The 25174-nt window shown below is 74.6% G+C and carries 23 protein-coding genes, 6 tRNA genes and 1 pseudogene; 14 read left to right on the forward strand and 16 right to left on the reverse strand.

The features are described from left to right. Positions 1-7: 7 nt before the first annotated feature. Positions 8-967, reverse strand: a pseudogene (locus FHX75_RS03180) (helix-turn-helix transcriptional regulator); the annotation flags it as partial. 91 nt (positions 968-1058) lie between these two features. Between FHX75_RS03180 and FHX75_RS03185 the strand changes: the two are divergent. Beyond that, positions 1059-1472, forward strand: a complete 414-nt coding sequence (locus FHX75_RS03185) for a VOC family protein (RefSeq protein ID WP_154936580.1) — start codon at positions 1059-1061, stop codon at positions 1470-1472. Positions 1473-1629: 157 nt separating this feature from the next. Here FHX75_RS03185 and FHX75_RS03190 read toward each other — a convergent pair whose 3' ends face one another. Next, the gene (locus FHX75_RS03190; protein WP_154936581.1) at positions 1630-2277 is read right to left on the reverse strand and encodes a TetR/AcrR family transcriptional regulator; all 648 of its coding nucleotides are present in this window, start codon (positions 2275-2277) and stop codon (positions 1630-1632) included. Positions 2278-2364: 87 nt separating this feature from the next. On the opposite strand from FHX75_RS03190, the gene FHX75_RS03195 reads away from it, so the two are divergent. Further along, positions 2365-3060, forward strand: a complete 696-nt coding sequence (locus tag FHX75_RS03195; RefSeq protein WP_154936582.1) for an NAD(P)-dependent oxidoreductase — start codon at positions 2365-2367, stop codon at positions 3058-3060. On the opposite strand, the gene FHX75_RS03200 is transcribed toward FHX75_RS03195, so the two are convergent. After that, positions 3049-3621 (reverse strand): DUF6058 family natural product biosynthesis protein, encoded by a 573-nt coding sequence (locus tag FHX75_RS03200; RefSeq protein ID WP_211364306.1) that lies wholly within the window; start codon positions 3619-3621, stop codon positions 3049-3051. The genes FHX75_RS03195 and FHX75_RS03200 overlap by 12 nt on opposite strands. Before the next feature lie 413 nt (positions 3622-4034). Here FHX75_RS03200 and FHX75_RS03205 point away from each other — a divergent pair. The 8 genes from FHX75_RS03205 to FHX75_RS30545 all read left to right on the forward strand — a co-directional run bounded on the left by FHX75_RS03205 (position 4035) and on the right by FHX75_RS30545 (position 7021). After that, positions 4035-4107, forward strand: a tRNA-Trp gene (locus FHX75_RS03205). A 124-nt stretch (positions 4108-4231) separates the two neighbouring features. Next, positions 4232-4305: transfer RNA gene (locus tag FHX75_RS03210), tRNA-Glu, on the forward strand. 14 nt (positions 4306-4319) lie between these two features. Beyond that, a tRNA-Gly gene (locus FHX75_RS03215) sits at positions 4320-4391 on the forward strand. Between the two features lie 143 nt (positions 4392-4534). Continuing rightward, positions 4535-5734, forward strand: coding sequence for an RtcB family protein (locus tag FHX75_RS03220; RefSeq protein WP_154936584.1), 1200 nt, complete (start codon positions 4535-4537; stop codon positions 5732-5734). 37 nt (positions 5735-5771) lie between these two features. Continuing rightward, positions 5772-5844, forward strand: a tRNA-Arg gene (locus tag FHX75_RS03225). A gap of 33 nt (positions 5845-5877) precedes the next feature. Next, positions 5878-5949: transfer RNA gene (locus FHX75_RS03230), tRNA-Gln, on the forward strand. Between the two features lie 59 nt (positions 5950-6008). Next, positions 6009-6803, forward strand: coding sequence for a group I intron-associated PD-(D/E)XK endonuclease (locus FHX75_RS03235; protein ID WP_154936585.1), 795 nt, complete (start codon positions 6009-6011; stop codon positions 6801-6803). A gap of 144 nt (positions 6804-6947) precedes the next feature. Continuing rightward, positions 6948-7021 (forward strand) — tRNA-OTHER (locus FHX75_RS30545). A 113-nt stretch (positions 7022-7134) separates the two neighbouring features. Here the strand turns inward: FHX75_RS30545 and FHX75_RS03240 are convergent. The 5 genes from FHX75_RS03240 to FHX75_RS03260 all read right to left on the reverse strand — a co-directional run bounded on the left by FHX75_RS03240 (position 7135) and on the right by FHX75_RS03260 (position 12266). Continuing rightward, positions 7135-8049, reverse strand: coding sequence for a Gmad2 immunoglobulin-like domain-containing protein (locus FHX75_RS03240; RefSeq protein WP_246157576.1), 915 nt, complete (start codon positions 8047-8049; stop codon positions 7135-7137). Then, positions 8046-9449 carry a sensor histidine kinase gene (locus tag FHX75_RS03245; RefSeq protein ID WP_154936586.1) on the reverse strand — a complete coding sequence of 468 codons (1404 nt, stop codon included), beginning with the start codon at positions 9447-9449 and terminating at the stop codon, positions 8046-8048. The genes FHX75_RS03240 and FHX75_RS03245 overlap by 4 nt, the downstream gene beginning before the upstream one ends. 15 nt (positions 9450-9464) lie before the next feature. Next, positions 9465-10145: a response regulator transcription factor gene (locus FHX75_RS03250; protein ID WP_154936587.1), complete on the reverse strand. Its 681-nt coding sequence runs from the start codon at positions 10143-10145 to the stop codon at positions 9465-9467. A 99-nt stretch (positions 10146-10244) separates the two neighbouring features. Further along, on the reverse strand, positions 10245-10853 hold the full coding sequence (locus FHX75_RS03255; RefSeq protein WP_154936588.1) for an AMIN-like domain-containing (lipo)protein: 609 nt from the start codon (positions 10851-10853) through the stop codon (positions 10245-10247). Positions 10854-10961: 108 nt separating this feature from the next. Beyond that, positions 10962-12266, reverse strand: a complete 1305-nt coding sequence (locus FHX75_RS03260) for an MFS transporter (RefSeq protein WP_154936589.1) — start codon at positions 12264-12266, stop codon at positions 10962-10964. A gap of 90 nt (positions 12267-12356) precedes the next feature. On the opposite strand from FHX75_RS03260, the gene FHX75_RS03265 reads away from it, so the two are divergent. Further along, the gene (locus FHX75_RS03265; protein ID WP_154936590.1) at positions 12357-13331 is read left to right on the forward strand and encodes a DUF5937 family protein; all 975 of its coding nucleotides are present in this window, start codon (positions 12357-12359) and stop codon (positions 13329-13331) included. Between the two features lie 24 nt (positions 13332-13355). On the opposite strand, the gene FHX75_RS03270 is transcribed toward FHX75_RS03265, so the two are convergent. The 4 genes from FHX75_RS03270 to FHX75_RS03285 are packed head-to-tail and all read right to left on the reverse strand — an operon-like array spanning position 13356 to position 17786. Beyond that, complete coding sequence (locus FHX75_RS03270; RefSeq protein ID WP_154936591.1) at positions 13356-14240, reverse strand: ABC transporter substrate-binding protein; 885 nt, start codon at positions 14238-14240, stop codon at positions 13356-13358. Between the two features lie 56 nt (positions 14241-14296). After that, the gene (locus FHX75_RS03275; protein WP_211364307.1) at positions 14297-16585 is read right to left on the reverse strand and encodes an ABC transporter permease; all 2289 of its coding nucleotides are present in this window, start codon (positions 16583-16585) and stop codon (positions 14297-14299) included. Next, complete coding sequence (locus tag FHX75_RS03280) at positions 16582-17265, reverse strand: ABC transporter ATP-binding protein (RefSeq protein ID WP_154936592.1); 684 nt, start codon at positions 17263-17265, stop codon at positions 16582-16584. Before FHX75_RS03280 ends, FHX75_RS03275 begins: the two co-directional genes overlap by 4 nt. Beyond that, the gene (locus FHX75_RS03285; protein ID WP_154936593.1) at positions 17262-17786 is read right to left on the reverse strand and encodes a PadR family transcriptional regulator; all 525 of its coding nucleotides are present in this window, start codon (positions 17784-17786) and stop codon (positions 17262-17264) included. Before FHX75_RS03285 ends, FHX75_RS03280 begins: the two co-directional genes overlap by 4 nt. A gap of 297 nt (positions 17787-18083) precedes the next feature. Between FHX75_RS03285 and FHX75_RS03290 the strand changes: the two genes are divergently transcribed. Both FHX75_RS03290 and FHX75_RS03295 read left to right on the forward strand, forming a co-directional pair. Next, positions 18084-19829 carry a M28 family peptidase gene (locus tag FHX75_RS03290; protein WP_154936594.1) on the forward strand — a complete coding sequence of 582 codons (1746 nt, stop codon included), beginning with the start codon at positions 18084-18086 and terminating at the stop codon, positions 19827-19829. A gap of 113 nt (positions 19830-19942) precedes the next feature. Then, on the forward strand, positions 19943-20356 hold the full coding sequence (locus FHX75_RS03295) for a type II toxin-antitoxin system Phd/YefM family antitoxin (RefSeq protein WP_154936595.1): 414 nt from the start codon (positions 19943-19945) through the stop codon (positions 20354-20356). A gap of 48 nt (positions 20357-20404) precedes the next feature. Here FHX75_RS03295 and FHX75_RS03300 read toward each other — a convergent pair whose 3' ends face one another. Beyond that, positions 20405-21367, reverse strand: coding sequence for a sensor histidine kinase (locus tag FHX75_RS03300; protein WP_154936596.1), 963 nt, complete (start codon positions 21365-21367; stop codon positions 20405-20407). Continuing rightward, positions 21364-22191: an MEDS domain-containing protein gene (locus FHX75_RS03305; RefSeq protein WP_211364308.1), complete on the reverse strand. Its 828-nt coding sequence runs from the start codon at positions 22189-22191 to the stop codon at positions 21364-21366. Before FHX75_RS03305 ends, FHX75_RS03300 begins: the two co-directional genes overlap by 4 nt. Before the next feature lie 148 nt (positions 22192-22339). Here FHX75_RS03305 and FHX75_RS03310 point away from each other — a divergent pair, with 148 nt between their 5' ends. Further along, positions 22340-23239, forward strand: coding sequence for an alpha/beta hydrolase (locus tag FHX75_RS03310; protein ID WP_154936597.1), 900 nt, complete (start codon positions 22340-22342; stop codon positions 23237-23239). 37 nt (positions 23240-23276) lie between these two features. On the opposite strand, the gene FHX75_RS03315 is transcribed toward FHX75_RS03310, so the two are convergent. Both FHX75_RS03315 and FHX75_RS03320 read right to left on the reverse strand, forming a co-directional pair. Then, a complete protein-coding gene (locus FHX75_RS03315) occupies positions 23277-24548 on the reverse strand; it encodes an MFS transporter (protein ID WP_246157578.1) in 1272 nt (423 codons plus the stop codon). Further along, positions 24545-25120: an ArsR/SmtB family transcription factor gene (locus FHX75_RS03320; protein ID WP_154936598.1), complete on the reverse strand. Its 576-nt coding sequence runs from the start codon at positions 25118-25120 to the stop codon at positions 24545-24547. Before FHX75_RS03320 ends, FHX75_RS03315 begins: the two co-directional genes overlap by 4 nt. Positions 25121-25174 lie beyond the last annotated feature (54 nt).

Genomic DNA, 25174 nt, shown 5'->3' on the forward strand with positions numbered 1-25174 from the left:
GGGACGGCCCGGCGCCGGTGGCCGCCGCCGCGTAGCGGGCGGCCAGCGTGGCGAGCAGTTCCCGCAGCTCCGGCGGGTCGAGCACCTCGAACCCGACGTCCAGGCTGCCCAGGAAGCCGGCCAGGTCGTGCAGCGTATTGCCGCCCGTCTCCAGCAGACAGGTGCCCTCGTCCAACGGCTCCAGCAGGCCGGCCGCAGGGGTGAGCAGCGCGGCGACCACGGCCGCCGGCGCGTGCAGCCGTACCCGTGCGGGATGCCGCCACGCGACGGAGCCGACGCCCCGCCGCACCCGCCAGTCGACCTCGGCCTCGGGCACCTCCCGGGGCGCGAAGCGCGGGCCGTTCGGCGATCGCGGGCGGATCCGGTCCGCGCGGAACGTCCGCCAGTCCGCCCGCTGCGGGTCCCAGGCCAACAGGTACCAGCGGTGTCCGGTGTAGACCAGCCGGTGCGGCTCCACCTCCCGCCGGCTGTCGGCGCCGTCGCGGCGCACGTAGTCGAAGCGCAGCCGCTCCCGCCGGTGGATCGCCGCGGCGACCTCGGTCAGCGTCGCCGCCGGCACCGTCGGACCGCCCCCGGCCGCCGACACCGTGGCCGTCCGCAACGCGTCCACCCGGTGCCGCAGCCGGGACGGCAGCGACTGCTCCAGCTTGGCCAACGCCCGCAGCGAGGTCTCCTCGATGCCGGTGACCGAGCCCGCCGCGGCGGCCCGCAGGCCGACGGCGACCGCCACCGCCTCCTCGTCGTCGAGCAGCAGCGGCGGCAGGGCGCTGCCCCGCCCGAGCCGGTAGCCGCCCGCCGCCCCCGGGCGGGAGTCCACCCAGTAACCGAGGGCGCGCAGCCGCTCCATGTCGGCGCGGACCGTCCGCGTGGTCACGCCCAGCCGGGCGGCCAGTTCGCCACCGGGCCAGTCCCGCCCGGACTGCAGCAGCGACAGCAGCCGCAGCAACCGCACCGACGTCTCCACCATGCCGGACAGTCTGCCCGCCATTGCGGAACCGCACCTTCCGCAATCGGTCGTAGCGTTCGTGGCGAGGAACCGATCGAGGAGAGGAACCACCATGCTGCGAGGCATCGCCACCGTCAGCTTCTGGGCCGACGACCTGCCGGCCGCGAAGACCTGGTACGCCGACCTGCTCGGCGTCGAGCCGTACTTCGAGCGGGCCGGCGCCGACGGACGGCCCGGGTACTACGAGTTCCGCCTCGGTGACCACCAGCACGAACTCGGTCTGATCGACAGCCGGTACGCCCCGCCCGGCGCGACGACCGGCCCGGGCGGGGCGGTCGTCTACTGGCACGTCGACGACCTGCCGGCCACCGTGGCCCGGTTGCTGGCGGCCGGCGCCCGCGAGCACGACCCGATCCGGGAGCGCGGTGCCGGGTTCGTCACGGCGTCCGTGGTGGACCCGTTCGGCAACGTGCTGGGCGTGATGACCAACCCGCACTACCTTGAGATGCTCGCGAAGCGATCATGACCGGGGGGGGTGACGGGTGACGGACGAGGCGCTGGCCGGGCTGGCCCGTAACCCGGCCCTCCCCGCCGGGCCGCGGGCCTGCTCGTCCACCACCCGGCGGTGGTGGAGGCCGCGGCGGCCAACCCGGCGCTGCCGGCGTCGGTGATGCGCCGCCTGCTCACCCCACCGGCAGGGAACGCGATTCCCGGCTGAGCGGGTGCCCCGTTGCGCCGCGCGCGGGCGGCCGGAGACGGCCGGACCGGTGCCGGGGCGCCAGCGCCGCGCGCAGTGCCGGACCGAGGATCCGCCGGACGTCGGCGGCGGCCAGGCCGGACGCGGCCGGGAGCGGATTGAGGTACCGCGTGTAGATCAGCCCGCCGATCACGGTGACCGCCGCGGTGGCGCGTTCGGTCGCGTCGGGGCCGCCGAGGAATTCAGCGAGCCGGACCAGCACCTCCCGGTCCAGGTACTCGCGCACCAGGCCGAGCAGCTGGTCGTCCGGCGCCGGCTCGTCCGTGGCGGAGGCGTCGTCCCACAGGGTCACCACCGCCTGCAGCAGCCGGTCGGCCAGCCCGGCCGGGTCGCCCGGCAGCGCCTCGGCCAGCGCCCGGGACTGCGCGCAGTGCACCCGCATCACCTCGCCGAACAGGCCCTGCTTGGAGCCGAAGTGGTAACTGACGAGGGCCTGGTCGACGCCGCTCGCGGCGGCCACCGCCCGCAGCGTGGTGCCCTGGTAGCCCCGTTCCAGGAACAGCGTCCGCGCCGCCTCCGCGATGCGCGCGCGGGTCGGCGGATTGCCGCGTGGACGTCCTCGGGATTTATTCATCACCGTTGAACATGCCGCCCGGGACCCGCAGTGTCAACGCGTACCGAGCGACCCGGACCGCCCGGGTCCCGGAGGAGGAGTGGACACATGCGCATCGTCGTCATCGGCGCCAGCGGACCCACCGGCCGGCAGCTCACCGGCCAGGCCCTCGCCGCCGGCCATCACGTCACGGCGGTGAGCCGCCGCCCCCGGGGACTGCCCCGGCACGACGACCTCACCGTGGTGGCCGCCGACGCCACCGACCCCGCCGCGATCGAACCGGCGGTCGCCGGCGCCGACGCCGTGCTCTCCGCGCTCGGCGTCACGCCCAGCCGGAAACCGGTCACGACCTACTCGGCGGCGGCCACCGCCGTCGTCACCGCGATGCGACGCCACGGCGTACGGCGGCTGATGGTGGTCAGCTCCAGCGTGCTGGACCCCGCTTGGCGACCCAGCAACGCGTTCTTCTTCAACCACGTCCTCGACCCGTACGTAAACCGGGTGCTGGTCCGGCAGGTGCACCAGGACATGCGGCGGATGGAGGAGGTAATCCGGGCCAGCGACCTGGACTGGACCGTCGTCCGCCCGTCCGGCCTCTTCGAACATCCCACGGTCACTGACCATCTCGTCGCCGACGGCAGCGCGGACGGCGTGTTCACCGCCCGGGCCGACCTTGCCGCCGCCATGCTCCGCGAGTTGGACGAGCGGCGTTTCCCGCGCCGGGCGATGGGGGTGGCCACCACCGCCGTGAAGCCCGGCCTCGTCCAGCTCGTCCGCGACGAGGTCCTGCGATCACCCCGCTGATCCGGCCCTCTCGGGCACGCGTCCGCCGCTCGGCGGCCGGGGAAAGCGCGCCCGCACCGCGTCGACGTAGCTGTCCCGGGAGGTCGGGCCGCCGAAGCGCAGCCGGTCGTAGCCGGTGAAGGCCGGCTCCAGCCCGTCCAAATCGTCCACCAGCGCGTGCAACCGTCGCGCCCACCCCGCGCCGGGCTCCGGCCGGTCCACCGCCGCCCGGATCGCCGCAATCAGCTCGTCCTTGCGCCGGATCGTCTCCGGCGTCACCGACCGCAGGCACACGTACCGGCCGCTGAGGTAGGCGTCCCACTCCGCCGCGCCCTGTCCCGGGTCAGCCCAGTGCGCGGTGAACCAGGCCCGCAGCGCCGCCGGCCCGCCCGCCCGGTCGGCCAGCGAGAACAGGTCCGCCGGCACCATCTGCGCGCCGTCCGAGCGCAGGTAGCCCGGCAGCGGCAACCGCCGGTCCAGCATCAGCCGGCGTACGTCGTCGACGTCGCGCCCGTGCGCCGCGCAGAGCTTCTCGAGGACGACGAACTGCGCGTCGACGTACGCGTCGTCGGCTGCCGTCATCGGATGGTCCCCGTTGACCTCCCGAAAGCGTTGCGCCACCTGCTCCGCCAGCCCCATCTACGTCCCCTTCCTCGCCTCGGGCTGCGACGGTAACGGCGGAATCCTTCGGCGACTGCCGAACGATTCTCGGAATATCCGTTGCGGGGGCCCGGAAGCCTCGCCTACCGTCAATGCCGCAACGTCACACCGATCACTCCGAGGAGCCCGCCGTGCAGCAGCAGACCAGCACCGAGACCACGCGGTCCATGCCGCGCGGCGGTGCCATGCTGCCCGCGGGCGAACGAGCCCGGGGCCTGCTCCAGGGCCGGTGTGGCTGGCGACGAGGGTGGCGGCGCGGATAGCGCCAGCGCGACAGCGCAGCCGCCCACCCCACCGGGGACCGGGCGGCTTTTTCGTCACCCGGCACCGGTCCGAGGGGTGTAGCTCAACCGGAAGAGCACCGGATTCCAAACCCGACGGTTGCAGGTTCGAGTCCTGTCACCCCTGCCTCATGTCCCGGCACCGCCGGCGACGTCGCTTCTTCTTAACTCCACAGTGGATGGCATGAGTATGAACCCCGGCCGGCGCGAGCGCGTCGGCCGGGGGTACGACACGGGGTGCGACCCCGCACGGGCCGTTGGAGCAAGTTGGCAGCTCACCCGGTTCTCAGCCGGGAGGTTACGGGTTCGAGCCCCGTACGGCCTACGTAGTGACGACACGCGGTTGTGGCGCAGTGGTAGCGCGTCGCCTCGCCATGGCGAAGATCGCCGGTTCGAATCCGGCCAGCCGCTCGGAACACTCCCATCCCACGGGCTGCGCGCTGGGGCGCAGAGAGGCCTTGCAAGCCACTCCCGCCGGGTTCGATTCCCGGGCGGTCCACGAGCCTTTCCGTCGCCCCACCCGGGGCGGCACCCCACGACACCAGGAGAAGACGATGGCATTCACCCCGCTGCCGGGCACCCGGGCGCCGGTACGGGTCTGGACCGACCCGTACGGCATCGAGCCGCAGGCCGCGCAGCAGCTGCGCAACATCGGCGCGCTGCCCTGGGTGCAGGGCGTCGCGGTCATGCCCGACGTGCACTTCGGCAAGGGCGCCACGGTCGGCTCCGTCATCGCCATGCGGCAGGCCGTATCGCCGGCCGCGGTCGGCGTGGACATCGGCTGCGGGATGTCCGCGGTGCGTACCTCGCTCACCGCGGCCGACCTGCCGGACGACCTGGCGCCGCTGCGCGCGGCGATCGAGGCGGCCGTCCCGGTCGGCTTCGCCAAGCGGGCCGACCCGGTCGACCCGCGCCGGATCCGGGGCCTGGAGCAGGCCGGCTGGGACGCCTTCTGGAAGCGGTTCGGCGAGCTGGACCGCCGGGTGGCACAGCTGGAGAGCCGGGCCCAGCACCAGATGGGCACCCTCGGTGGGGGCAACCACTTCATCGAGGTCTGCGTCGAGCAGGGCGGGCCGGACGCCGGCCAGGTCTGGCTGATGCTGCACTCCGGCTCCCGCAACATCGGCAAGGAACTCGCCGAGCGGCACATCGGGGTGGCGCGGAAGCTGCCGCACAACACCGACCTGCCCGACCGCGACCTGGCCGTGTTCCTCGCCGGCACGCCGGAGATGGACGCCTACCGTCGGGACCTCTGGTGGGCGCAGGAGTACGCGCGGCGCAACCGCGCGGTCATGCTGGCGCTGCTCTGCGGCGTGGTTCGGGAGCAGTTCCCGCAGGTCGCCTACGGCGAGCCGATCAGCTGCCACCACAACTACGTGGCGGAGGAGAGCTACGACGGGGTGGACGTGCTGGTGACCCGCAAGGGCGCGATCCGGGCCGGTCGGGGGGACCTGGGCATCATCCCGGGGTCGATGGGCACCGGCTCGTACATCGTGCGCGGCAAGGGGAACCCGGACGCGTACTGCTCGGCGTCGCACGGCGCCGGGCGGCGGATGTCGCGGGGGCAGGCGAAGCGGACGTACAGCACCGCCGACCTGGTCCGGCAGACCGCCGGGGTGGAGTGCCGCAAGGACGCCGGGGTGGTCGACGAGATCCCCGGCGCGTACAAGGACATCACCAAGGTGATGGCGCAGCAGGACGACCTGGTCGAGGTGGTGGCGCACCTCAAGCAGGTGGTCTGCGTGAAGGGTTAGGCCGGCCGGCGCCCCTGGGGGGAGGCGCCGGTCGTACGCCCCGATGGCTCAGCGGAGAGAGCGCCGGTCTACGAAGCCGGAGATCCCAGGTTCGAATCCTGGTCGGGGCACGGTCCGTATCCGCATCGGCGGAACGGAACCCTTGCGAGCTGGTGCAATCGGCAGCACAGCCGACTCTGGATCGGTCGATGGAGGTTCGAGTCCTCCGCTCGCAGCACGAACCCTCGTAGCCCATTCCGCCTCTTGTTTAGGCGGTTTGGGATATCATTGGGCTATGCCAAGACCGCGCACATGGACAGACGAAGGGCTTCGCAATGCCCTTCCTGGCGCGCGATCCTGGAAGGACGTATGCGAAACGCTGTCCGTTCCCATCGGAGGCAAGACCTTCAAGAGCCTGCGCGACCGTGCCGAAGCCCTTGGGTTGGACTACAGCCACCTCTACGGAAACGGGCAGCGGCAGCCGGTGATTGAGGCCGTGAGTGATGACCGACTACGGGAGTTGGTGCCGCAGTGCCGGTCGTGGAACCACCTCGCACTAGAGATCGGGTACGCGAACTCCCGCCAAGGCGGGTGGAGGCCGCGACTGGCGGCCCGCATCGACGCGCTAGGTCTATCGGTCAAGCACTTCCGAGGACGCGGGTTCAACGGCTTGACACCGTTCACGAACGAGCCCACGTTTACGGCCGACCCAACTCCCGAGCGGTTGCGGGTCGCAGCGACAGGTAAGGCAATCGCTTGGTTCTCGGAGCGGGGCTACGTCGTTTCGCTGCCGGTAGAGCCTGCGATCTACGACCTCATCGTCGACTCGCCGAACGGCCTCGATCGGATCCAGGTGAAGTCGTCGACGACAACGAGCCGTACCGTGAAGTTCACCCGGACTGTCTACGACAACCAGCAGCCGGGACGGACATCCACCGGTTACTTCCGGTCGGCACCATACGAACCCGACGAGATCGACTACTTCTTCGTCGTCCTTGGCGACGGCTCGATGTATGTGCTGCCGTACGAAGTGATTGGACGGCGCAGCACGGCCAACATGGGCGAGAGGTACGAGGAGTTTCGGGTGTAGTCAGTAGTTGCGTCTTGCCGGCGTAGCTCAGCAGCCAGAGCACCGCCCTTGTGGCCGGCACTCGCCAGTGCTGCGAGCAGGGCAAGGACACCCGCCGTCCGGAGGCCAGACGGCGATGTTGCGCGCTCGGTCGGTGCTGCGGCAGACCGGGTGCCCGAGTGGCCATGGGGCGATCCGCGAAAACGTACACGTGGGTTTGATTCCCGCCTTGGTCTCCACGGATGCCATCCACTGTGGTCCTCGCCGGAGGGCGTGGGCCCAGCCGCTGCTCATAACGGTGGCCCGCCCGGTTCGACCCCGAGTCCGGCGACTCATCCGCAGTGCCGGTCGGTCAGCCGGTGGCGGCCAGCAGGACCGGCACGGCCACCACGTGGGTCCGGGACCCGTCGCGGGGCGACACCTCGTACACCTCGATGGTGCCGGGGCCGGCGGTCGCCAACCGGTAGGCGACCCCGCCGCGGTAGTCGCCGCGGCAGCCGCTGCCGCAGGTGGCGGTGGTGAAGCCGGTGCCGACCACCCGGCCGGTGCCGTCGAGGATCCGGATCGAGACGGTCGCCTCGTACACGTCGGCGGTGCCGGCGACGGTGACCGACCCGGCGACCCGCTGGCCGATCGCCGGCTCGGTGACCACGATCGGCGCCAGCAGGTCGGCGAGGTCGGTGCGGGCCAGCACGACGCCGCTACCGGCGAAGGCCACCCGGCGCACGGTGGGGAACTGGGTGAGCGTCCACACCACCTGCGCCCGCCGCAGCCGCAGCGTCCGGGCGTCGGTGTCGGCGAAGGACGGTGGCGGGGCGACGGTGGCGGTGCCCTCGGCTATCCGGACCATCTCGACGCCGGCGGGGACCAGGGTGGCCAGGCCGGCGGCGGCCTCGGCGGAAGTGGGCCCGGCGGCCAGTTCCGCCAGCGCCAGCCGCGAGGTGGCGACGGTGGTGGGTCGGGTACGCCGGGTCGGCACCACCACCCCGGCCCGGGCGAACCAGAGCTGCACGGTCACGCTGCCGGTGCCGGCCGGCGACGGCGTCCCGGTCCGGGGCGGCGTCACCGGCGCGATCGACCGGGTGGCGGCGGGCCCGGGGGTGCCGGCGGTCGGGGTGCCCGGCGGGGAGGTGGGGCCGGTCACCGGGGCGCTGGCGGTGCCGGGCGCGGCGGCGCGGGGGGCCGGTCCGAGGGTGCCCGAGCGGGCGTCGGCGCAGCCGGCGAGCAGCAGCGCGAGCGCGGCGAGCAGGGCGGGCAGCCGGTTCACGGTTCGCCTCCCGGGTCGGCGTCGGGCGGGGTCACCGGCAGGGCCAGCTGGAACGTGGTGCCGACGCCGGGGGTGCTGCCGACCGTGAGCCGGCCGCCGAGCAGCCGGGCGTTCTCCCGGGCGATGGCCAGGCCGAGCCCGCTGCCCCGACCGGAGCGCGCCGAGTCGGCCTTGTAGAAGCGGTCGAACACGTGCGGCAGGTGCTCGGCGGCGATCCCCGGCCCCTGGTCGCTCACCTCGTACACGAGCAGCGGGCCGGCGCGGGACACGCTCGCGCGGACCTCGCCCTGGCCGTGCGTGACGGCGTTGCCGACCAGGTTGGCCAGCACCCGTTCCAGCCGGCGCGGGTCGGTGCGCAGGACGGCCTCGTCGCCGGTGACGACGACCCGGCCGGCCCAGCCGTGCGCCGCGACCAGGTCGCGCAGCGGAGCGAGGGCGGTCACCGACGTCAGGCTGACCGCCTCCCGGCCGGCGTCCAGCCGGGAGATCTCCATCAGCTCCTCGACCAGCGTGCGCAGCCGGACCACGTCGGCGACCAGCAGCTCGGCGGCACGGCGGGAGTCGTCGGGCAGCGTGTCGAGCCGGTCGGCCAGCAGCGAGGCCGCCGCCACCAGGGCGGTGACCGGGGTACGCAGCTCGTGCGCGACGTCGGCGGTGAACCGCCGCTCCCGGGCCTCGGCCCGGGACAGGTCGTCGATCTTCGTCTGGAGCGCCTGCGCCATCTCGTTGAACGCGGCGGCCCAGTCGCTGAACTCGTCCCGGCCGCGCACCGGCAGCCGGGTCGCCAGCAGCCCCTCCGCCACGGCCCGGGCGGCCCGGCTGGCCCGGCCCACCGGTTCAAGGGTGCGCCGGGCCAGGGAGTGCCCGACGCCCGCGGCGAGCGCCACCACCGCCAGCCAGCCGACCGCCAGCGCGGTGCGCAGCTGGTCCAGCCCGCCCACCAGGTCGCTCTCGTCGGTGACGGCGTACAGCTCGGCGGTCGAGCCGGGGATCCGTCCGCCGACCACCAGCAGGTGCCGTCCGCCGGCGCCGTCCAGCCGCTCGTAGCCGAGCTGCCCGTCGGCGACGGCGGCCCGCAGTTGCGGGCCGGGGGTGGGGGCGTACGAGGGGTGGGAGGCGCGGGTGTCACCGGCGACCAGCAACACGTGCCGGCCGCTGCCCTCGAAGCTGGTCAGCAGCTCGGCGCGGCGGGTGTCGGTCAGCGGCACGAACTGCCCGGCCAGGACGAGCTGGTAGCGGGCGTCGGCCGCCGCCCGCTGCACCGAGCCGTCCAGCCGGGCCTGCCGCAGCATCAGGTACGAACCGCCGGCGAGGACCCCGGCGGAGACCCCGGCGACGAGCACGAACGCCACCGTCAACCGGCGGCGGAGCCGACCCGGCGGTACGGCGCCCGTGGCCATCGCGCCATCCTCCCGTCATGTCGTGGCGAGCTTGTAGCCGACACCGCGCACCGTGCGGACCAGCCGGGGCTCGGCGGGATCGTCCTCCACCTTGGCGCGCAGCCGCTGCACCGCCACGTCGACCAGTCGGGAGTCGCCGAGGTGGGAGTGGTTCCACACCCGGTCCAGCAGCAGCTCGCGGGTGAACACCTGGCCGGGCCGGCGGGCCAGCTCCAGCAGCAGTCGGAACTCGGTGGCGGTCAGGGTCAGCTCCCGGCCGGCCTTGCGGACGACGAACCGGTTCGGGTCGATCTCCAGCCCGCCGACGGTCAGGATGGTCTCCTCGACGACGGCGCTGGCCCGGCGTAGCCCGGCGCGTACCCGCGCGACGAGTTCCGGCAGGTCGAACGGCTTGCGCAGGTAGTCGTCCGCGCCGCACTCCAGCCCGACGACCACGTCGATGGTGTCGGTGCGGGCGGTGAGCATCAGGATCGGCACCGCGCTGGTGCGCCGGATCTCCCGGCACACCTCCAGCCCGTCGAGGCCGGGCAGCATCACGTCGAGGACCACCAGGTCGACCGGCTGGGCCCGCCAGGCGGCCAGCGCGGCGCGGCCGTCGACCGCGGTGCTGACCCGGAAGCCGGCCCGCCGCAGACCGAGGGCGGTGACCTCCCTGATGGAGGCATCGTCCTCGACCAGCAGCACGCGGCCGTCCATGACGTCCTCAGGGTAGCCCCGGGAGGTCATCGGACGGTCCTGCCGCAACGGCCGGTGACGGGGGGCCGGTCGACGCCGGCCCCCCGCCCCGACGGCTGGTCATTCCTGCCACTGGTGCGCGACGTCGAGCACGATCCGGCTGTGCGTGCCGGGGCCGGCGAGCACGAACACCCGGAACGGCAGCCGGGCCCGCACCCCGACGGCGAAGGTGGTGTAGCCCTCGAAGCTGCCGCCGAAGACGACGTCCCGCAGCGTCGAGTAGCGCAGCACGTTCGCGGCGTGCTCGCCGACCCGGTACGGGACGGTGGCGACGTGCTCGTCGTCGTACGCCGGCGCCCGCAGCGACACCCGCAGCAGCGCGTCCCCGGCGGTGTACGGCGACAGCGCCAGCCCCTCGCCCTCGGTCCAGGTCTCGCCGTAGGCGACCGAGTAGCCGCTCACCGGGCCGGCGAACTCGAACACCACCCGGTCGAAGCAGGCGTGCCGACCGGTACGCACCTGGGTCAGCGGGGCGCTGCTGAGCGGGCCGGTCGTCTTCTCCGCGCTGCCCCAGGTGATCCCGCAGTACGGCGCGCCGGTGACCGCCCGGGGCGCGACCTGCGTGCCGGTGGTCGTGGGCCGCGCTCCCGCGGTGGCCGCCGTGGCGGCGGTGAGCAGGACGGCGAGCATGACCGCCGCCACCGCCCCCAGTGTCTTCGTGGATCGCATGGTGTCCTCCTGCCTGTTCCGTCCGGCCCGTCGAGCCGGTTCGAGTTCGACAGTCGGGCCGATCCGCCACAGCCGTCCCACCGGGGCGTAACAGCGGGGTAACAGTCCTCAACGGCCGGTCCGGGCCGGCGGTGCGCAGGCGTCCGCGACGGTCGCCGGCCCTTGCGGTGACGGCGCCGTCGGTGGCTCGGCGAGGGCGCGCAGCGGGGAGCAGAAGATGGGCAGCCAGGTCAGCGCGGCACCCGCGGCGCCGAGCCAGAGCGCCGTGCGGACACCGGCGTACTGGCCGAGCAGGCCGGAGAGGGCGGCGCCGACCGCGATCGCGCCGAACAGCAGGAAGCGGAACACCGCGTTCATCCGCCCGAGCAGCGCGTCCGGGGTGCAGCGCTGGCGCAGGCTCACCCCGATGACGTTGCCGATCCCGGTGCGCCAGGCGGTGGCCAGCCAGCCGAATCCGGCCAGCCAGAGCGCCGGACCGGTGTCCAGCAGCGGCACCAGCGCGCCCAGCGGCGCCACGATCAGCCCGGGCAGCCAGAGCGCCCGTCCGTGGCCGATCCGGTCCGCCAGCGGCCGGGCGGTCACCGCCCCGAGCAGCGCCCCGACACCGCCGGCGCCGAGGAACAGCCCGAGCGCCCCGGCGCCGAGCCCCAGCTCGCGGAGGAAGACCACCGGCAGCATGGTGGTCATCAGGTTGACCGTGAGGTTGATGCTCGCCAGCGAGAGCACCAGCGGCCGCAGCAGCGGGTTGCCCAGCACGTGCCGTACCCCCTCGGCGAGCTGGCGGCCGAAGCCGTCACGCCGGCCGGCCTGCCGCGCCGGCGCGGCGTCCGGTCGCAGCCGGGCCAGGACCAGCGCGGAGACCAGGTACGCGAGGGCGTTGAGCACCAGGGCCACCGGCGCGCTGAGCAGCTGCACCAGGAATCCGCCGAGGGCCCGCCCGCCGATCTGGATCGTCGCGCCGGTGCTCACCAGCAGCGAGTTCGCCGCCACCAGCCGCTCCCGGCCGACCACCGCCGGCAGGTAGCTCTGCTCGGCGACGTCGAAGAAGACCGTGCCGGCCCCGGCGAGCAGCACCACGAGGTAGAGCTGCCCGATGGTCAGCCAACCGGCCCACCAGGCCACCGGGACCGAGGCGAACAGCACGGACCGGACGAGATCCGCGAAGATCATGACGGTGCGGCGGTCGGCCCGGTCCACCCACACCCCGGCGGGCAGGCCGATCAGCAGGAAGGCCGCGGTGCCGAGCACGCCCAGCAGCCCCACCTGCCCGGGGGTGGCGCGCAGGACGTCGACGGCGAGCACCGGGACGGCCAGCAGGGCCACCTGCTGGCCGATGCCACCGACGACACTGACGGCGTACAACTGACGGAAGGCGCGGGACCAGCGGGCGGTCGGGCGCGGGTCGGTGATCATGCCGGTCACGGTGCCCGGACGCCCGGTCCGGGGTCGATGAATTCGGCCCAGGGCAAATCCGCGGGCAACGCAAGGGACGGGGGACGAGGGATGCTGCGCGCCGCGCTGTCGGTGGCGGACCTGGCCAACACCAGGTTCGCCGTGTCACCGCTGTGGGAGGTGGTGGCCAGCGTACGGATCGTCAAGAACCCGGCCGGCTTTCCCGCGCACCTGCCCTGGGCGCGCCAGGTGGTGCCCCGGCTGGCGGCGGTGCGGTGGGGGCTCCTGGCCGACCTGGTGCCGGTCCCCACCGTGGTGATCCCGTCGTTCATCTGCCCACCGCCGACCACCACCGGGCCCACCCTCGACCTGGAGCTGGCCGCACTGGCCGCGACCCCGCCGGAGGTGGTCCGCGCCTGCCTCGACCGCGATCCGGTGCCGCCCACGCCCCGCACGGCCGCCCTGCGCGCGGACCCGGAGGCCGGGCTGGCCGACCTCGCCGCGCAGATCCGCGCCTACGCCGACGTCGCGCTCGCCCCGTACTGGCCGCGGATGCGGACCCTGCTGGAGCGGGAGGTGCTGCTCGGCGCCCGCCGGATGGCCGTCGACGGGGTGCGGGGCCTGCTCAACCACCTCGACCGCTACGTCTCCTGGGACGACGGCACGCTCCTGGTCGAGCACCTGACGACCTCCGGGTCGGTGCGGCTGGACGGTCGCGGGGTGCTGCTGGTGCCGTCGGTCTTCACCTGGCCGCGGCCGTTCTCGAACCTGGTGGAGGCATCCGGGCAGCCGACCCTGCGCTACCCGGCGGGGGCGGTGGCGACGCTCTGGGAACGCGCCGCGCTGCCGCCGGGGGAGGCGCTGAGCCGGGTGCTGGGCCGCACCCGGGCCACGCTGCTGCACGAGCTGGCCGTGCCGTCCTCGACGACCGAGCTGGCGCGCCGCTGCGGGCTGGCCCCCGGCACGGTCTCGCAGCACCTCACCGCGCTGCGCGACGCGGGTCTGGTGGGCACGCACCGGGTCGGCCGGTTCCTGCTCTACGCGCGGACCACCTCGGCGGAGGCGCTGCTCGCGGGGGCGGGCTGACCGGGGGTCGCGCCGGCCGGGCCGTCAGGCCACCCGGGCCACGGTGCCGGCGGGCGGGGCGGGCACCGCGTCCGGGTGCAGGACGGCGGCGATCGCCTCGACGCCGTCGACCAGCCGCGGGCCGGGGCGGACGACCAGTCCGTCGGCGTCGACCGCCCAGACCGGCGTGCCCGGGAAGTGCTCCGCCACCGCCCGGGCCTGGCCGACCGCGCCGTCGAGGCGGAAGCCGCAGGGCGTGACCAGCACGACCTGCGGTGCCGCGGCACGCAGCTCGGACCAGGGCACCTGCACCGAGCGGGCGCCGGGGCGGGTGGCCACCGGCTCGCCGCCGGCGGCGCGTACCAGGTCGGGGATCCAGTGCCCGGCGGTGAACGGCGGGTCGGTCCACTCCACCACCGCCACCCGGGGCCGGGGCCGGTCACCGACCGCCGCCGCGACCGCCGCGAGCCGGTCGCGCAGACCGTCCACCAGCGCCCGCGCCCGCTGCGGTACGCCGGCGGCGTCGCCCACCGCGAGGATGCTCGCCAGCACCTCGTCCAGGGTGTACGGGTCGAGCGAGAGCACGTCGGCGCGGCAGCCGAGGTGGTCGAGGGCGTCGGCGACGTGTCCGGAGGGCAGGGCGCAGACCCGGCACAGGTCCTGGGTGAGGATCAGCTCGGGGTCCAGCCCGGCGAGCGCGTCGGCGTGCAGGGTGTAGAGGTCGGCGCCGGCGGCGAGCCGGGCCCGGACGTGCGCGTCGATCTCGCCCGGGGTCATGCCCCGGGTGTCCGTGCCGCCGACGACCACGGTCTTGCCGGCCCGGTCGGCGGCCGGCACCTCGCATTCGAAGGTCACCCCGACCAGGTCCCCGCCGAGGCCGAGGGCGTAGACGATCTCGGTCGCGGAGGGCAGCAGGGAGACCAGGCGCATGGCCCCATCCTGCCCGGGGCCGCCCGCGCGGCGCGGTGCGGCCCCGGGGGAGGCGGTCACTCGGTACGCAGCCCGTCCGGCCGGGTCAGCCGGAGCAGCATGGGCAGGCTCAGCCCGGTGACCAGCAGCACGGTCAGCGCGCCGAGCGCGACGGAGAGCCCGACGACGGGCCACGCCACCGTCACCGGGGCCTGCACCATGCGCAGCAGCGCGGCGCCGAGGCCGAGCCCGAAGACCACCGCGAGCGCCAGCCCGACCAGCACGGGCACCGCGGTCTGCCAGAGCACCGACCAGCCGAGGGTGGTACGGCGGGTGCCGACGGCGACCAGCATGGCCAGCAGCCGGCGGCGTTCCCGTAGCTGCTCCAGGGTGCCGACGAGCATGCTCGCGGCGATCAGCAGCAGGGTGACCACCACGCCGATGTAGAGGCCGCGCCGGACGTCGGCGAACCGGTCGCTCTCCCTGACCTCGGTGAGCGTGGTGACCGCCAGGGTGGGGTCGATCGTCGCGGCGGCGTTGCGGACGTGTTCCACCGCGTCCGGCGCGTCCGGGTCGAGCCGGAGGAACACCTCGCCGCGCAGCTCGGCCAGCGTCGCCCCGCCCAGCGCGGCCGGGGTGATGAGCACCCCGCTCTGCTCCCATCCGGCCGGGGTGGGCCGGGACGGGACGCTGCGGGCGTCGGCCGGTACCCGCCACCGCGTCGTCCCGTCGACGATCAGCGTCGCGCGGGGCGCGACGGTGGCTCCATCCGGCGCGCGCGACAGGAAGGTGTCGCCGTCGGCGCAGCGGTCGAGCCGGGCGAACTCGGCCAGCGCGGCGCAGTCGCCGACCCGCACCTCCACCAGGGCGTTTTCCACGCCATCGGCGGCCGCGGTGGTGATGAGGGTGCTGTTCGCGCCGGTGACCCCGGCGGCGGTGACCAGCCGGTGGACCGCTCCGGCGGTGTCCGGGCCGGCGGGCAGCTGCACCTGGACCTGCGCCCGGGAGGTGTCCTGCCCGGTCGCGGTGGTGAACTCCCGGGCCACCCCGGCGAAGAGCATCTGCAGCCCGATGGTGCCGGCCACCGCCACGGCGATGCCGTTGACCAGCCGGGCGGAGGTGGCGCTGTCCAGCTGCATCCGCCGTACCGCGAGCTGCCAGCCGACCGGCCCGCCGCGGAGCCGGCGGACCAGCAGCTCCGTCGCCCAGGGCAGCAGGGTGACCGTGCCGACGAGCAGCAGCACGGCGCCGGCCGCCACCTGGTAGCGGGTGGTGGCGGAGCCGTCGTCCCGGATGCCGGTGAGCGGATACAGCAGGGCGAGCCCCACGACGGGCAGCAGCAGCCGCCACCACAGCCGCCGGCGCGCCGGCACGCCGCGCCGGGTCACCCCGAGCGGCTCCACCACGACCGCGCGCAGCGCCACCATGGACACCAGCACGGCCAGCGCCGGCACGGCGACGGCGACGACCGCCACCAGCGGCAGGGGCGGGCGGACGTCCGAGGCGTACACGCTGAGGTCGAAGAGGGTGACCAGCGGCACGAGCTGGCGGCCCAGGGCGAACAGCGCGCCCCCGACGGCGACCCCGAGCAGCGCGCCGGCGGCGGCCTCGCCGGCGGCGATCCGCCGGATCATCACCGCGTCGGCGCCGACCAGGCGCAGCGCGGCCAGGCGCCGGTCGCGGCGCTCGCCGCCGAAGCGCACCGCGGCGCCGAGGAAGACCGCGATGGGCAGCAGGAGCACCACGAAGATGACCGCGACGAGCAGCAGCAGCACCGGCCCGAAGCCCTCCCCGGGCAGCCCGCCGCCGAAGCGGTCCAGCCGGGTGGCGCCCCGCTCGGTGCTCAGCCGGTCGTCGCCGGCGAAGAAGGCGAACTCGCCGGGGCCGGCCAGACCGTCGTCGGCGATGGTGCCGGTGACCCGGGCCCCGCCCAGGCGGGGCGCGAAGAGCGCGCCGTCGGGGGAGTCGAGCAGGTCCCGCAGGGCGGGGGAGACCACCGCCTCGCCGGGCGCGGGCAACCGGGTCAACCCCGGCGGGACGGGCGCGTCCGGTCCCTCCGGACGCACCAGCCGGCCGCGCACCGGGCGGCCCCGGAACTCGGTCTCCACCATCGACACCAGCAGCGTGTTCGCCGCCGGCGCCAGCTCCTGGCCCATCCGCAGGTCGTCGCGGGCGTCGCCGCGCGCCTGGCGGGCGTCCAGCGCGCCGGGCACCGACGCGGCGAGCAGCAGCAGCGCCACACCGATGCCGACGCCGAGCGCGGTGAGCACCGCCCGGGCCCACCCGTCGCGGCCACCGCCGACCGCCATCCGGGCGCCCATCGCCAGGTCGGCCGCCGCGCCCCGCAAGCGTCCGCCGGCGCTCACGCGACCGCCTCGAGATCCCGGGTGCGGCCGTCGCGCACCACGACCTCCCGATCCGAGTACGCGGCCACCCGCGCCTCGTGGGTCACCAGCACCACGGCCGCGCCGGTCTCCCGGGCGGCCCCGGTGAGCAGCCGCATCACCCGTTCGCCGTTGAGCGAGTCCAGCGCGCCGGTCGGCTCGTCGGCGAAGACCACCCGGGGCCGGCCGACCAGCGCCCGGGCCACCGCGACCCGCTGCCCCTGGCCGCCGGAGACCTCGGCGGGCCGCTTGCCCGCCACCTCGGCCACCTCGACCCGGGTGAGCCAGTCCAGCGCCCGACGCTCGGCCTCCCGGCGGCCGACCCGGGCCAGCCGCAGCGGCAGTGCCACGTTCTCCAGGCAGGTCAGCTCGGGCACCAGCTGGCCGAACTGGAACACGAACCCGAAGCTCTCCCGGCGCAGGGCGCTGCGCTCGGCGTCGGACAGCTCGGCCAGGTCCCGCCCGTCGTAGCGGACCCGACCGCCGTCCGGGCGGACGATGCCGGCGAGGCAGTGCAGCAGGGTCGACTTGCCGGAACCGGAGGAGCCCATCACGGCCACCACCTCGCCGGGGTCGACGCGCAGCGACGCGCCGGCCAGTGCCACGGTGGCGCCGAAGCGACGGTGCAGGTCCTCGGCGGCCAGCAGCGGGGTGGGGTTCACCTGCGCACCTCCGCGGCCAGCTCGTCGAGGCGGGCGGCGGTCAGCTCCAGCCAGCGCAGGTCCGCCTCCAGGTGGAACAGGGCGTGGTCGCAGATCAGCTGCTCGGCGAGGTCGCCGTCGCGCTTGCGGCGGGTGAGCTCCCGCATCAGCCGCAGGTGCTCGGCGCGCTGCACGTCGAGCAGGTCGGCCGCGCCGCGGTCGGTCAGCAGCGCCAGCACCACCTTGGTGTAGAGGGTGCTCTGCAGGTAGGGCTCGGGCTTCTCCGGCGTGGCCAGCCAACGCTGGACGTCGGTCACGCCCGCCTCGGTGATCGCGTACCGCTTGCGATCGGGGCCCTCGCCGGGCTCGACCGCCTCCACCTGGACCAGGCCGCTGCGCAGCAGCCGGGAGAGGGTCGCGTAGACCTGGCCGTAGGCCAGCGGGCGGGCGTGGCCGAAGCGCTCGTCGTAGAGGCGTTTGATGTCGTAGCCGTGCCGGGGAGTCTCCTCCAGCAGGCCGAGGAAGGTCTGACCGATGGACATGCCGGGGACTATACACACCGTGTATACGCGCGATGTGTACGCGGGGTGGCTACTCCGCCGGCAGTGACGTCGCCGCAGGTCGCCCGGCCTTTCCTGACGCGGGGGATGGGCGTGCCTGTCGACGGGCCGGGATTGTGACACCGTTCGGCCGGTTGACCGGGGGATTGATACATGTCAGTGTTTCATTCCCCGGCGTGACCGCCGCGACCTCACCCCCGGGCCGCGAGATCCCGTCCACCCCGACCTGACCCCCGCCAGGGATCCGGCCACGCCCGCCGACCCCCACGAGGAGTTCGCATGAGACGCAGCACGCCGACGAAGGGCCTCGCCCTCGCCGTCTTCGCCGCCGTGACGATGACGCTGGCCGCCCCGCCGGCCACGGCGACCCCGCCGGCCGCCGCACCGGCCGCCGCCCCGCTCGCCGCCCTCGCGGCGCCGGACATCTCGATCACCAATGTCCAGGCCCACCTGACCCAGTTCCAGACCATCGCCACCAACAACGGCGGCACCCGGCGGGCCGGGTCGGCCGGCTACACCGCGTCGGTCAACTACCTGAAGACCAGACTCCAGGCCGCCGGCTACACGGTCAGCGAACAGTACTGCTCCTCCTGCACGTACCCGTCGAACAACCTGATCGCCGAGTGGCCGCAGGGCCCCGCGGATCAGGTCGTCATGTTCGGCGCGCACCTGGACAGCGTCTCCGCCGGCCCGGGCATCAACGACAACGCCTCCGGCTCGGCCGCCCTGCTCGAGAACGCGCTGGTGCTGGCGAGTCAGAACCCGTCGATGACCAAGCGGGTCCGCTTCGCCTGGTGGACCGACGAGGAGCAGGGCCTCAACGGCTCGGAGTTCTACGTCAACTCGCTCAACGCCACCCAGCGCGGCTACATCAAGGGCTACTACAACTTCGACATGGTCGGCTCGACCAACGGCGGCTACTTCATCAACCGGATCACCTCCACCACCGCCGCGCCGCTCAAGGCGTACTGGGACTCGCTGGGCCTGCAGCCGGAGGAGAACGTCGAGGGACAGGGCCGCTCCGACGACTACTCGTTCCAGCAGGGCGGCATCCCCACCTCCGGGTACGCCGCCGGCGCCAGCGCCCGCAAGACCAGCGCCCAGGCGACCAAGTGGGGCGGCACCGCCAACGCCGCGTACGACCCCTGCTACCACCGCTCCTGCGACACCACCAGCAACATCAGCGCGACCGTGCTCAACCGCAGCGCCGACGGCGTCGCGTACGCCATCTGGCAGCTCGCGGTCGGCACCGGCACCCCGACCAACAACTTCTCGGTGTCGGTGAGCCCGACCGCCGGCAGCGTGGCCCGGGGCGCGTCCACCACCGCCACCGTCAGCACCGCCACCACCAGCGGCAGCCCGCAGACGGTGGCGCTGTCCGCCAGCGGCGCGCCCAGCGGCGTGACCGTGTCGTTCAGCCCCTCGTCGGTCACCTCCGGCGGCTCCGCCACGATGACCGTCAGCGCCTCGTCGACCGCGACCACCGGCACCTTCACCATCACGGTCACCGGCACCGGATCGGTCACCCGCACCGCCACCTACAGCCTCACCGTGACCGGCACCGGCGGGTGCGCCGGCGGCCAGGTGATCGGCAACGGTGGCTTCGAGTCCGGCACCACCCCGTGGACCGCCACCTCGGGCGTGATCACCAACTCGGCCAGCCAGCCGGCCCGCACCGGGTCGTACAAGGCGTGGCTCGACGGCTACGGCAGCACCCACACCGACACGCTGTCGCAGTCGGTGACCGTGCCGGCCGGGTGCTCGACGTACACCCTCGCCTTCTACCTGCACATCGACACCGCCGAGACCACCACCGGCACCGCGTACGACAGGCTGACCGTGCAGGTCGGCACCGCCACCCTGGCGACGTACTCCAACCTCAACGCCGCCAGCGGCTACGTGCTGCGCTCGTTCAACGTGGGCGCGTACGCCGGCCAGACCGTCACCCTCAAGTTCACCGGGACCGAGGACTCGTCGCTGCAGACCAGCTTCGTCATCGACGACGTGACCCTGCAGGCGAGCTGACCGACCGGGGGCGGGGCGGGCCGCCGCCCGCCCCGCCCCCCACGGCACGCGCCCGAACGGCCCGCCGGAGCGTCACGACGATAAATGTCGTACCCCCGGCTGAGCATGACGGCATGGCTGCCCCCGCGCTGACCGACCACAGTGGTCGACCCCGTTCCCTGCCGCTGCGCGAGCTGCGCACCCGGCTGACCCAGCTGATTGCCATGGCCGAGCTGACCGACACGGTCACCCTGGTCACCCGCGACGGCGATTCCCGCCCGGTCGCCGCGATCGTGCCCGCCGCCGCGGCCCGCACCGCCGCCCAGGCCCGCGCCGACGGTGAGCGCCTCGCCGCCGTCACCGCCGGTTGGGCCCGCCGTCTGGAGGAGGCGCACCGGCAGGGCGCCCGCCGGCACGCCGCCGAGCTGCGCGCCGTCACCGCCGCCCTCGCCGAGCTCTGGGCCGAGCTGGACCAGCGCGTCCCACCGGGCACCGACCGCGCCCTCGACCGGCTGCGCGCCGTCCACGCCGACCTGCTCCGCGACTGACCGGCCCCGCTCCCGACTGGCCGGCCCCCGCCGGGCCGGCCGCCGCCGTCAGGGCGTGACGTGCGGGTTGCCGGCGGTCAGGCGCAGCGTGAAGGCGTCCGTGCCGCGGTGCATCGCGACGTAGTTGCACGACTGATGGGTGATCCACAGCCCGAGCCCGCCCGGCGCCGCGCCCCCCGCGGGCAGCAGACCGGCGTACGGGTCGCTCGGCCCGGCACCGCAGTCGTCGACGCTCACCACGATCCGGTCCGGACCGGTCCAGAGCCGGAACCGCACCGGTGGCCGCCCGTGTCGCAGCGCGTTGGTCACCACCTCGCTCACCGCCACGGCCAGGTCGTCGACGTCGTCCACCTTCAGCCGGCCACGACCGGCCTCGTGCACCGCCTCGCGGGCCCGTGCCGGTGTCGGGTCGTGCAGCTCGACGGCCGGAGCGCCCGCCTGCAACGGGTCGGGCGCGATCGGCCGGTTCTCCAGCAGGTACACCTCCGGCGGGGTGTAGCCCTCGTTCGGCACGTGCCGCCCGTCCGGCATCGCCGTGCGCGGGTGGGTGCGGAGCACGTCCGCCAGCATCGGGGTCGGGGTGGTGCGGGTGTCGTACGCGCACATGCTCCACAGCGGAAAGTCGTCGTACGCGTGGTTGATCGCCGACTCGTAGCGGGCCCACCAGTCCCAGGTCGCGCCGAACGCCGACGGGGGCAGCTCGCCGATGATGCGGATCTGCCCCGCCCCCGCGGCGACGTGGTCGGCCAGCAGTTGGCGGTACGACCTGATCGCCGCGGTCGGCCGCGCGTACACGTCGCCGCCGCCGAGGTACGACACCCCGGAGTCCGGGCCGAGCGCCGCGCGCACCAGCGCGGTGTTGCGCTCGCCGAAGGCGACCAGTGTCGGCTCTCCGGCGGCGACCCCGCCGGTGAGGAAGGGCACCACGACGGCGAGCAGATCGTCGTCGGAGCCGTAGCAGACGGCCTCGTGGAAGTAGCCGCGATGCCCGGCGGCCGCACCGGTCCTCATCGCGCCACCACCGCGACCCGGACGCGGGACAGCCCCAGCAGCTCGACCAACCGGGCGGCGGAGGTCAGCGGGGTGTGCAGGACCACCGTGCCGCCGCGCCGGGCGGCGTGCCGGTGCAGGTGGATCAGGTTCCGGTGGTCGATGAAGCGCAGCTCGTCGGCGCGGACCACCAGCTGGCCGGTGGGGTCGTCGACGTTCGCGCGGGTGAGCGCGGTGTCGAAGAGGTCGTGGTTGGAGGTGTCCAGCTCCCCGGCCAGGACCAGCTCGTCGCGCCCGGCGTACAGGTGGAACAGGGTGGTCCCCGGATCGGACGCCGGGTGCAGGCAGGCCAGCTCCTCGATCGCCCGGCCGTCCAGCACCCGCCGGTCGTACCCGCAGACGGCGGACATCGGCCGGACCCGCATGAAGCGGTCGACCAGGTGTTCGTAGCGGGTGAAGGCGGCGCGCTGCTCCGCGGTGACCACGAGCGTCGTCGCGTCGGCGGCCACCCGCAGGCCGGCGTGACCGTCGGCCAGGGCCGCTTCGGTCAACGCGGCGTAGGTGGCGACCTGGGCGGCCGGGTCGACGATGTGCCGCTCGCCGTAGGTGTCGCGCACCGACACCACCTCCGCCGCCCCACCGCGCAGCGCCTCGCGCAGGCGCGGGACGCCCTGCCACCGGGCCACGGCGACGTCCCCGGGCTCGGCGGTGACGTAGCGGACCCGTTCCCCGGCGTCGAGGCCGGCGAGGAGGAACCGCTGTGCCCGGTCTTCGAAGACCGCGGTGTCGTCGAAGGTCCAGCAGACGTGTCCGGGCGGCACGGAACGCACTGATTCGCTGGTCAAGCTCTACGCCTCACGTCCGGAGTCTAAGCCGCAGCGGCGGGGTGCGCGCAGCCTGGCCGCCGCGCACGGGACCCCAAGCGGCGGGGTGCGCGCAGCCGGCCGCCGCGCACGGGTCCCACGCCCGAGCGCCGCCGTCTACCGTGACCCGATGCCGATCACCCGACGCCGCGCGCTCGCCTGGCTCGGCGTCGCGTTCGGCGCCGCCGCCACCTGCGCCGGCGGAGCTGCCCTGGTCGACGCGGCGGTGCTGCCCGGCCGGTCCGTGCTGAACCAGGCCCTCGGCCGGTGCGCCGCCGCCGACCCGGCGCGGGAGCTGCGAGCCACGCCGGGACCGTCGGTGAGCGGCACCTTCCGCTCGCCGGCGCGCCGCCGGGAGGTCGCCTTCGCGCTGTCCTACCCGCCGGGGTACGCGCCGGGCGCGCGGCTGCCGGTCTGCCTCGCCCTGCACGGGTACGCCAGCGACGCCGCGGCTGCGGTGCGCAACGGCGACTATCCGGCGTTCATCGCCGGGGCGGTCCGGGCCGGCGCCGCCCCGTTCGTGCTGGCCGCCGTGGACGGCGGTGACGGCTACTGGCACCCGCATCCGGACGACGATCCGTTGACGATGCTGACCGGGGAGTTCCTGCCCCTGCTGGCCAGCCGTGGGCTGCGCACCGACCGGGTCGCGGTGGCCGGCTGGTCGATGGGCGGCTACGGCGCGCTGCTCTGCGCGCTGACCCGCCCCGAGCTGTTCCGGGCCGTCGTCGCCACGTCCCCGGCGATCTTCCACTCCTACGCCGACGCCCGCGCGGTCAACCCCGGCGCGTACGACTCGGCGGGGGAGTGGGACCGCTACGACGTCCTGGCCCGGGCGCGGGAGTTCGCCGGGCTGCCGCTGCGGGTGGCGATCGGCGCGGCCGACCCGTTCACCCCGGCGGTGCGCGCCTGGCGGGACCGGCTGCCCGACCCGGAGGTGGTACGAATCTCCACCGGCTGTCACGACGGCCGGTTCTGGACGTCTGTCGCGCCGGAGCAGGTCCGCGCGATCAGCGTCGCGCTGGCCGGCTGACCGCCCCCGCGCCGGCCCCCGCCGGCAGGCCGGGGGCTCAGCCGGGTGTGCTGGCCAGGTCGGCGGGCCGCTCCTTTACGGTCGCCGGCCGGCCCATTCGGCGCCACGGGCCGCCCAGCAGCGGGGTGAGCACGACCAGGACGTAGGCGGTGCCGACCGTGACCAGGGTGGCGGTGGTGCCGAACCGGTCGGCGGCCAGGCCGGCGCCGAGAGCGCCGAGCGGCATGGCGGCCCAGGCGCCCGCGCCCACCACCCCGTAGACCCGGGCCCGCATGTGCGCGGGCACCCGCTCCAGCTTGACCGCGCCGATCAGCGGGTTGATCGCACCCGCGGCGAGACCGGAGACCGCGAAGATCGCGACCACCACCGGCAGCGGCGGCGCGGCGGCCAGGGCCCAGAAGGGTGGGCCGCCGGCGACCGCGAAGGTGGTGACGAAGGTGGCGCGGCGGGGCAGCCGGTGGCCGACGGCGCTGAACAGCAGCGAGCCGACCAGCGCGCCGCCCCCCATCGCGCCGACCAGCAGGCCGAACGCGGTGGCCCCGCCGAGCTCGCGGGTCGCCACCACCGGCAGCAGGACGCTGCTCTTCGTCGCGTCGAAGCAGTTGGTGATCAGCACCAGCAGCACCACCGCGCGCAGCAGCGGTTCCCGGACCAGGAACCGCACCCCGGCGGCGAAGTTCCGCCAGTATCCGCCGGCCTCCTCCGGCGCCTCCTCGGCCGGACGCATGCCGCGGGGCACCAGTAGCGCCACCACCAGCGCGGAGACGGCGAAGGTGGCGGCATCCACGGCCAGCACCGGCAGCGCGCCGACGGCCGCGACCAGCAGTCCGGCCACGGGCGCGCCGAGCAGTCGGGAGCCACGTTCGGTGGCCTCGAACCAGCCGATCGCCCGTTCGATCGGCACCCGGGCGGCGGTCGCCGCCTCGGGCAGCAGCGCGGTCCGGGCGGTCTGCCCGGGCGTGTCGAGCAGCCCACTGGCGAAGACCAGCGCGAGCAGCGCCCAGAACGGCAGGCCGACGGTCGCGTCGAGCAGCGGGATGGCGGCGACCGTCACGCAGGACACCAGGTCGGCCACGACGCTGGCCCGGCGGTAGCCGATCCGGTCGACCACCACGCCGCCGAGGGCGCCGCCGAGCACCACCGGTGCGGCGGCGAACGCCCCGGTCAGGCCGGTCGCCGCCGGTGAGCCGGTCTCGGCCAGCACGTAGAGCGGCAGGGCGATGAAGGTGAGCATGTTGCCGGTGAGCGAGACCGTGTGGCCGATGAGCAGGCCGAGCAGCGGGCTCCAGCGGCGTGGCGCGGCGTTCACTGCGGCCCCCGGTAGGCCTGCCAGATCAGCGTGACGGTGCGGGCGCCGGGCCGGTCGGGGTCGCTGCGGGCCCGCCAGCGGGCACCCAGCTCCGCCAGCTCGCCACGCAACTCCAGCAGCTCGTCGGGGGTCAGGTGCATGATCTGGTCGCTGCTGGTGGTGCCGCGGACCCACTCCGGGTCGAGGGTGGCCTCGCTGTCGAGGTAGGCCTGGAACCGCTCCACGTAGCGCTGGAAGGCGGCCCGGCGCAGCAGGTCCGAGGCGAGCTTGCGCTCCGGGTCGTGCAGCACCTCGACCGGTTCCCAGTTGGTGCGGTCGTGCGCCGCCCGCCACCACCGCTCCCGGCGGTTGCGGGCGTGCTCGGGCGCCTCCCGGATGAAGCCGTGCTCGGCGAGCTTGCCGAGGTGGTAGCTGACCGACCCGACGGCCTCGTCGACGAGCTCGCTGAGCATGCCGACGCTCTGCGGGCCGCGTACCCGCAGCTCGCCGAGGAGCCGCAGGCGGGTGGGGTGGGCCAGCGCGCGCATGGCGCGCGGGTCGGTCAGGTGCAGGGTCGAGTCGTCCTCGGACATGGGGACAGGCTAGACGTACAAGATGCGATGTACAAGAAGTCTTGTTGAACGTTG

Source organism: Micromonospora palomenae, assembly GCF_007829925.1.
In the GTDB taxonomy this organism is placed as follows: domain Bacteria; phylum Actinomycetota; class Actinomycetes; order Mycobacteriales; family Micromonosporaceae; genus Micromonospora; species Micromonospora purpureochromogenes.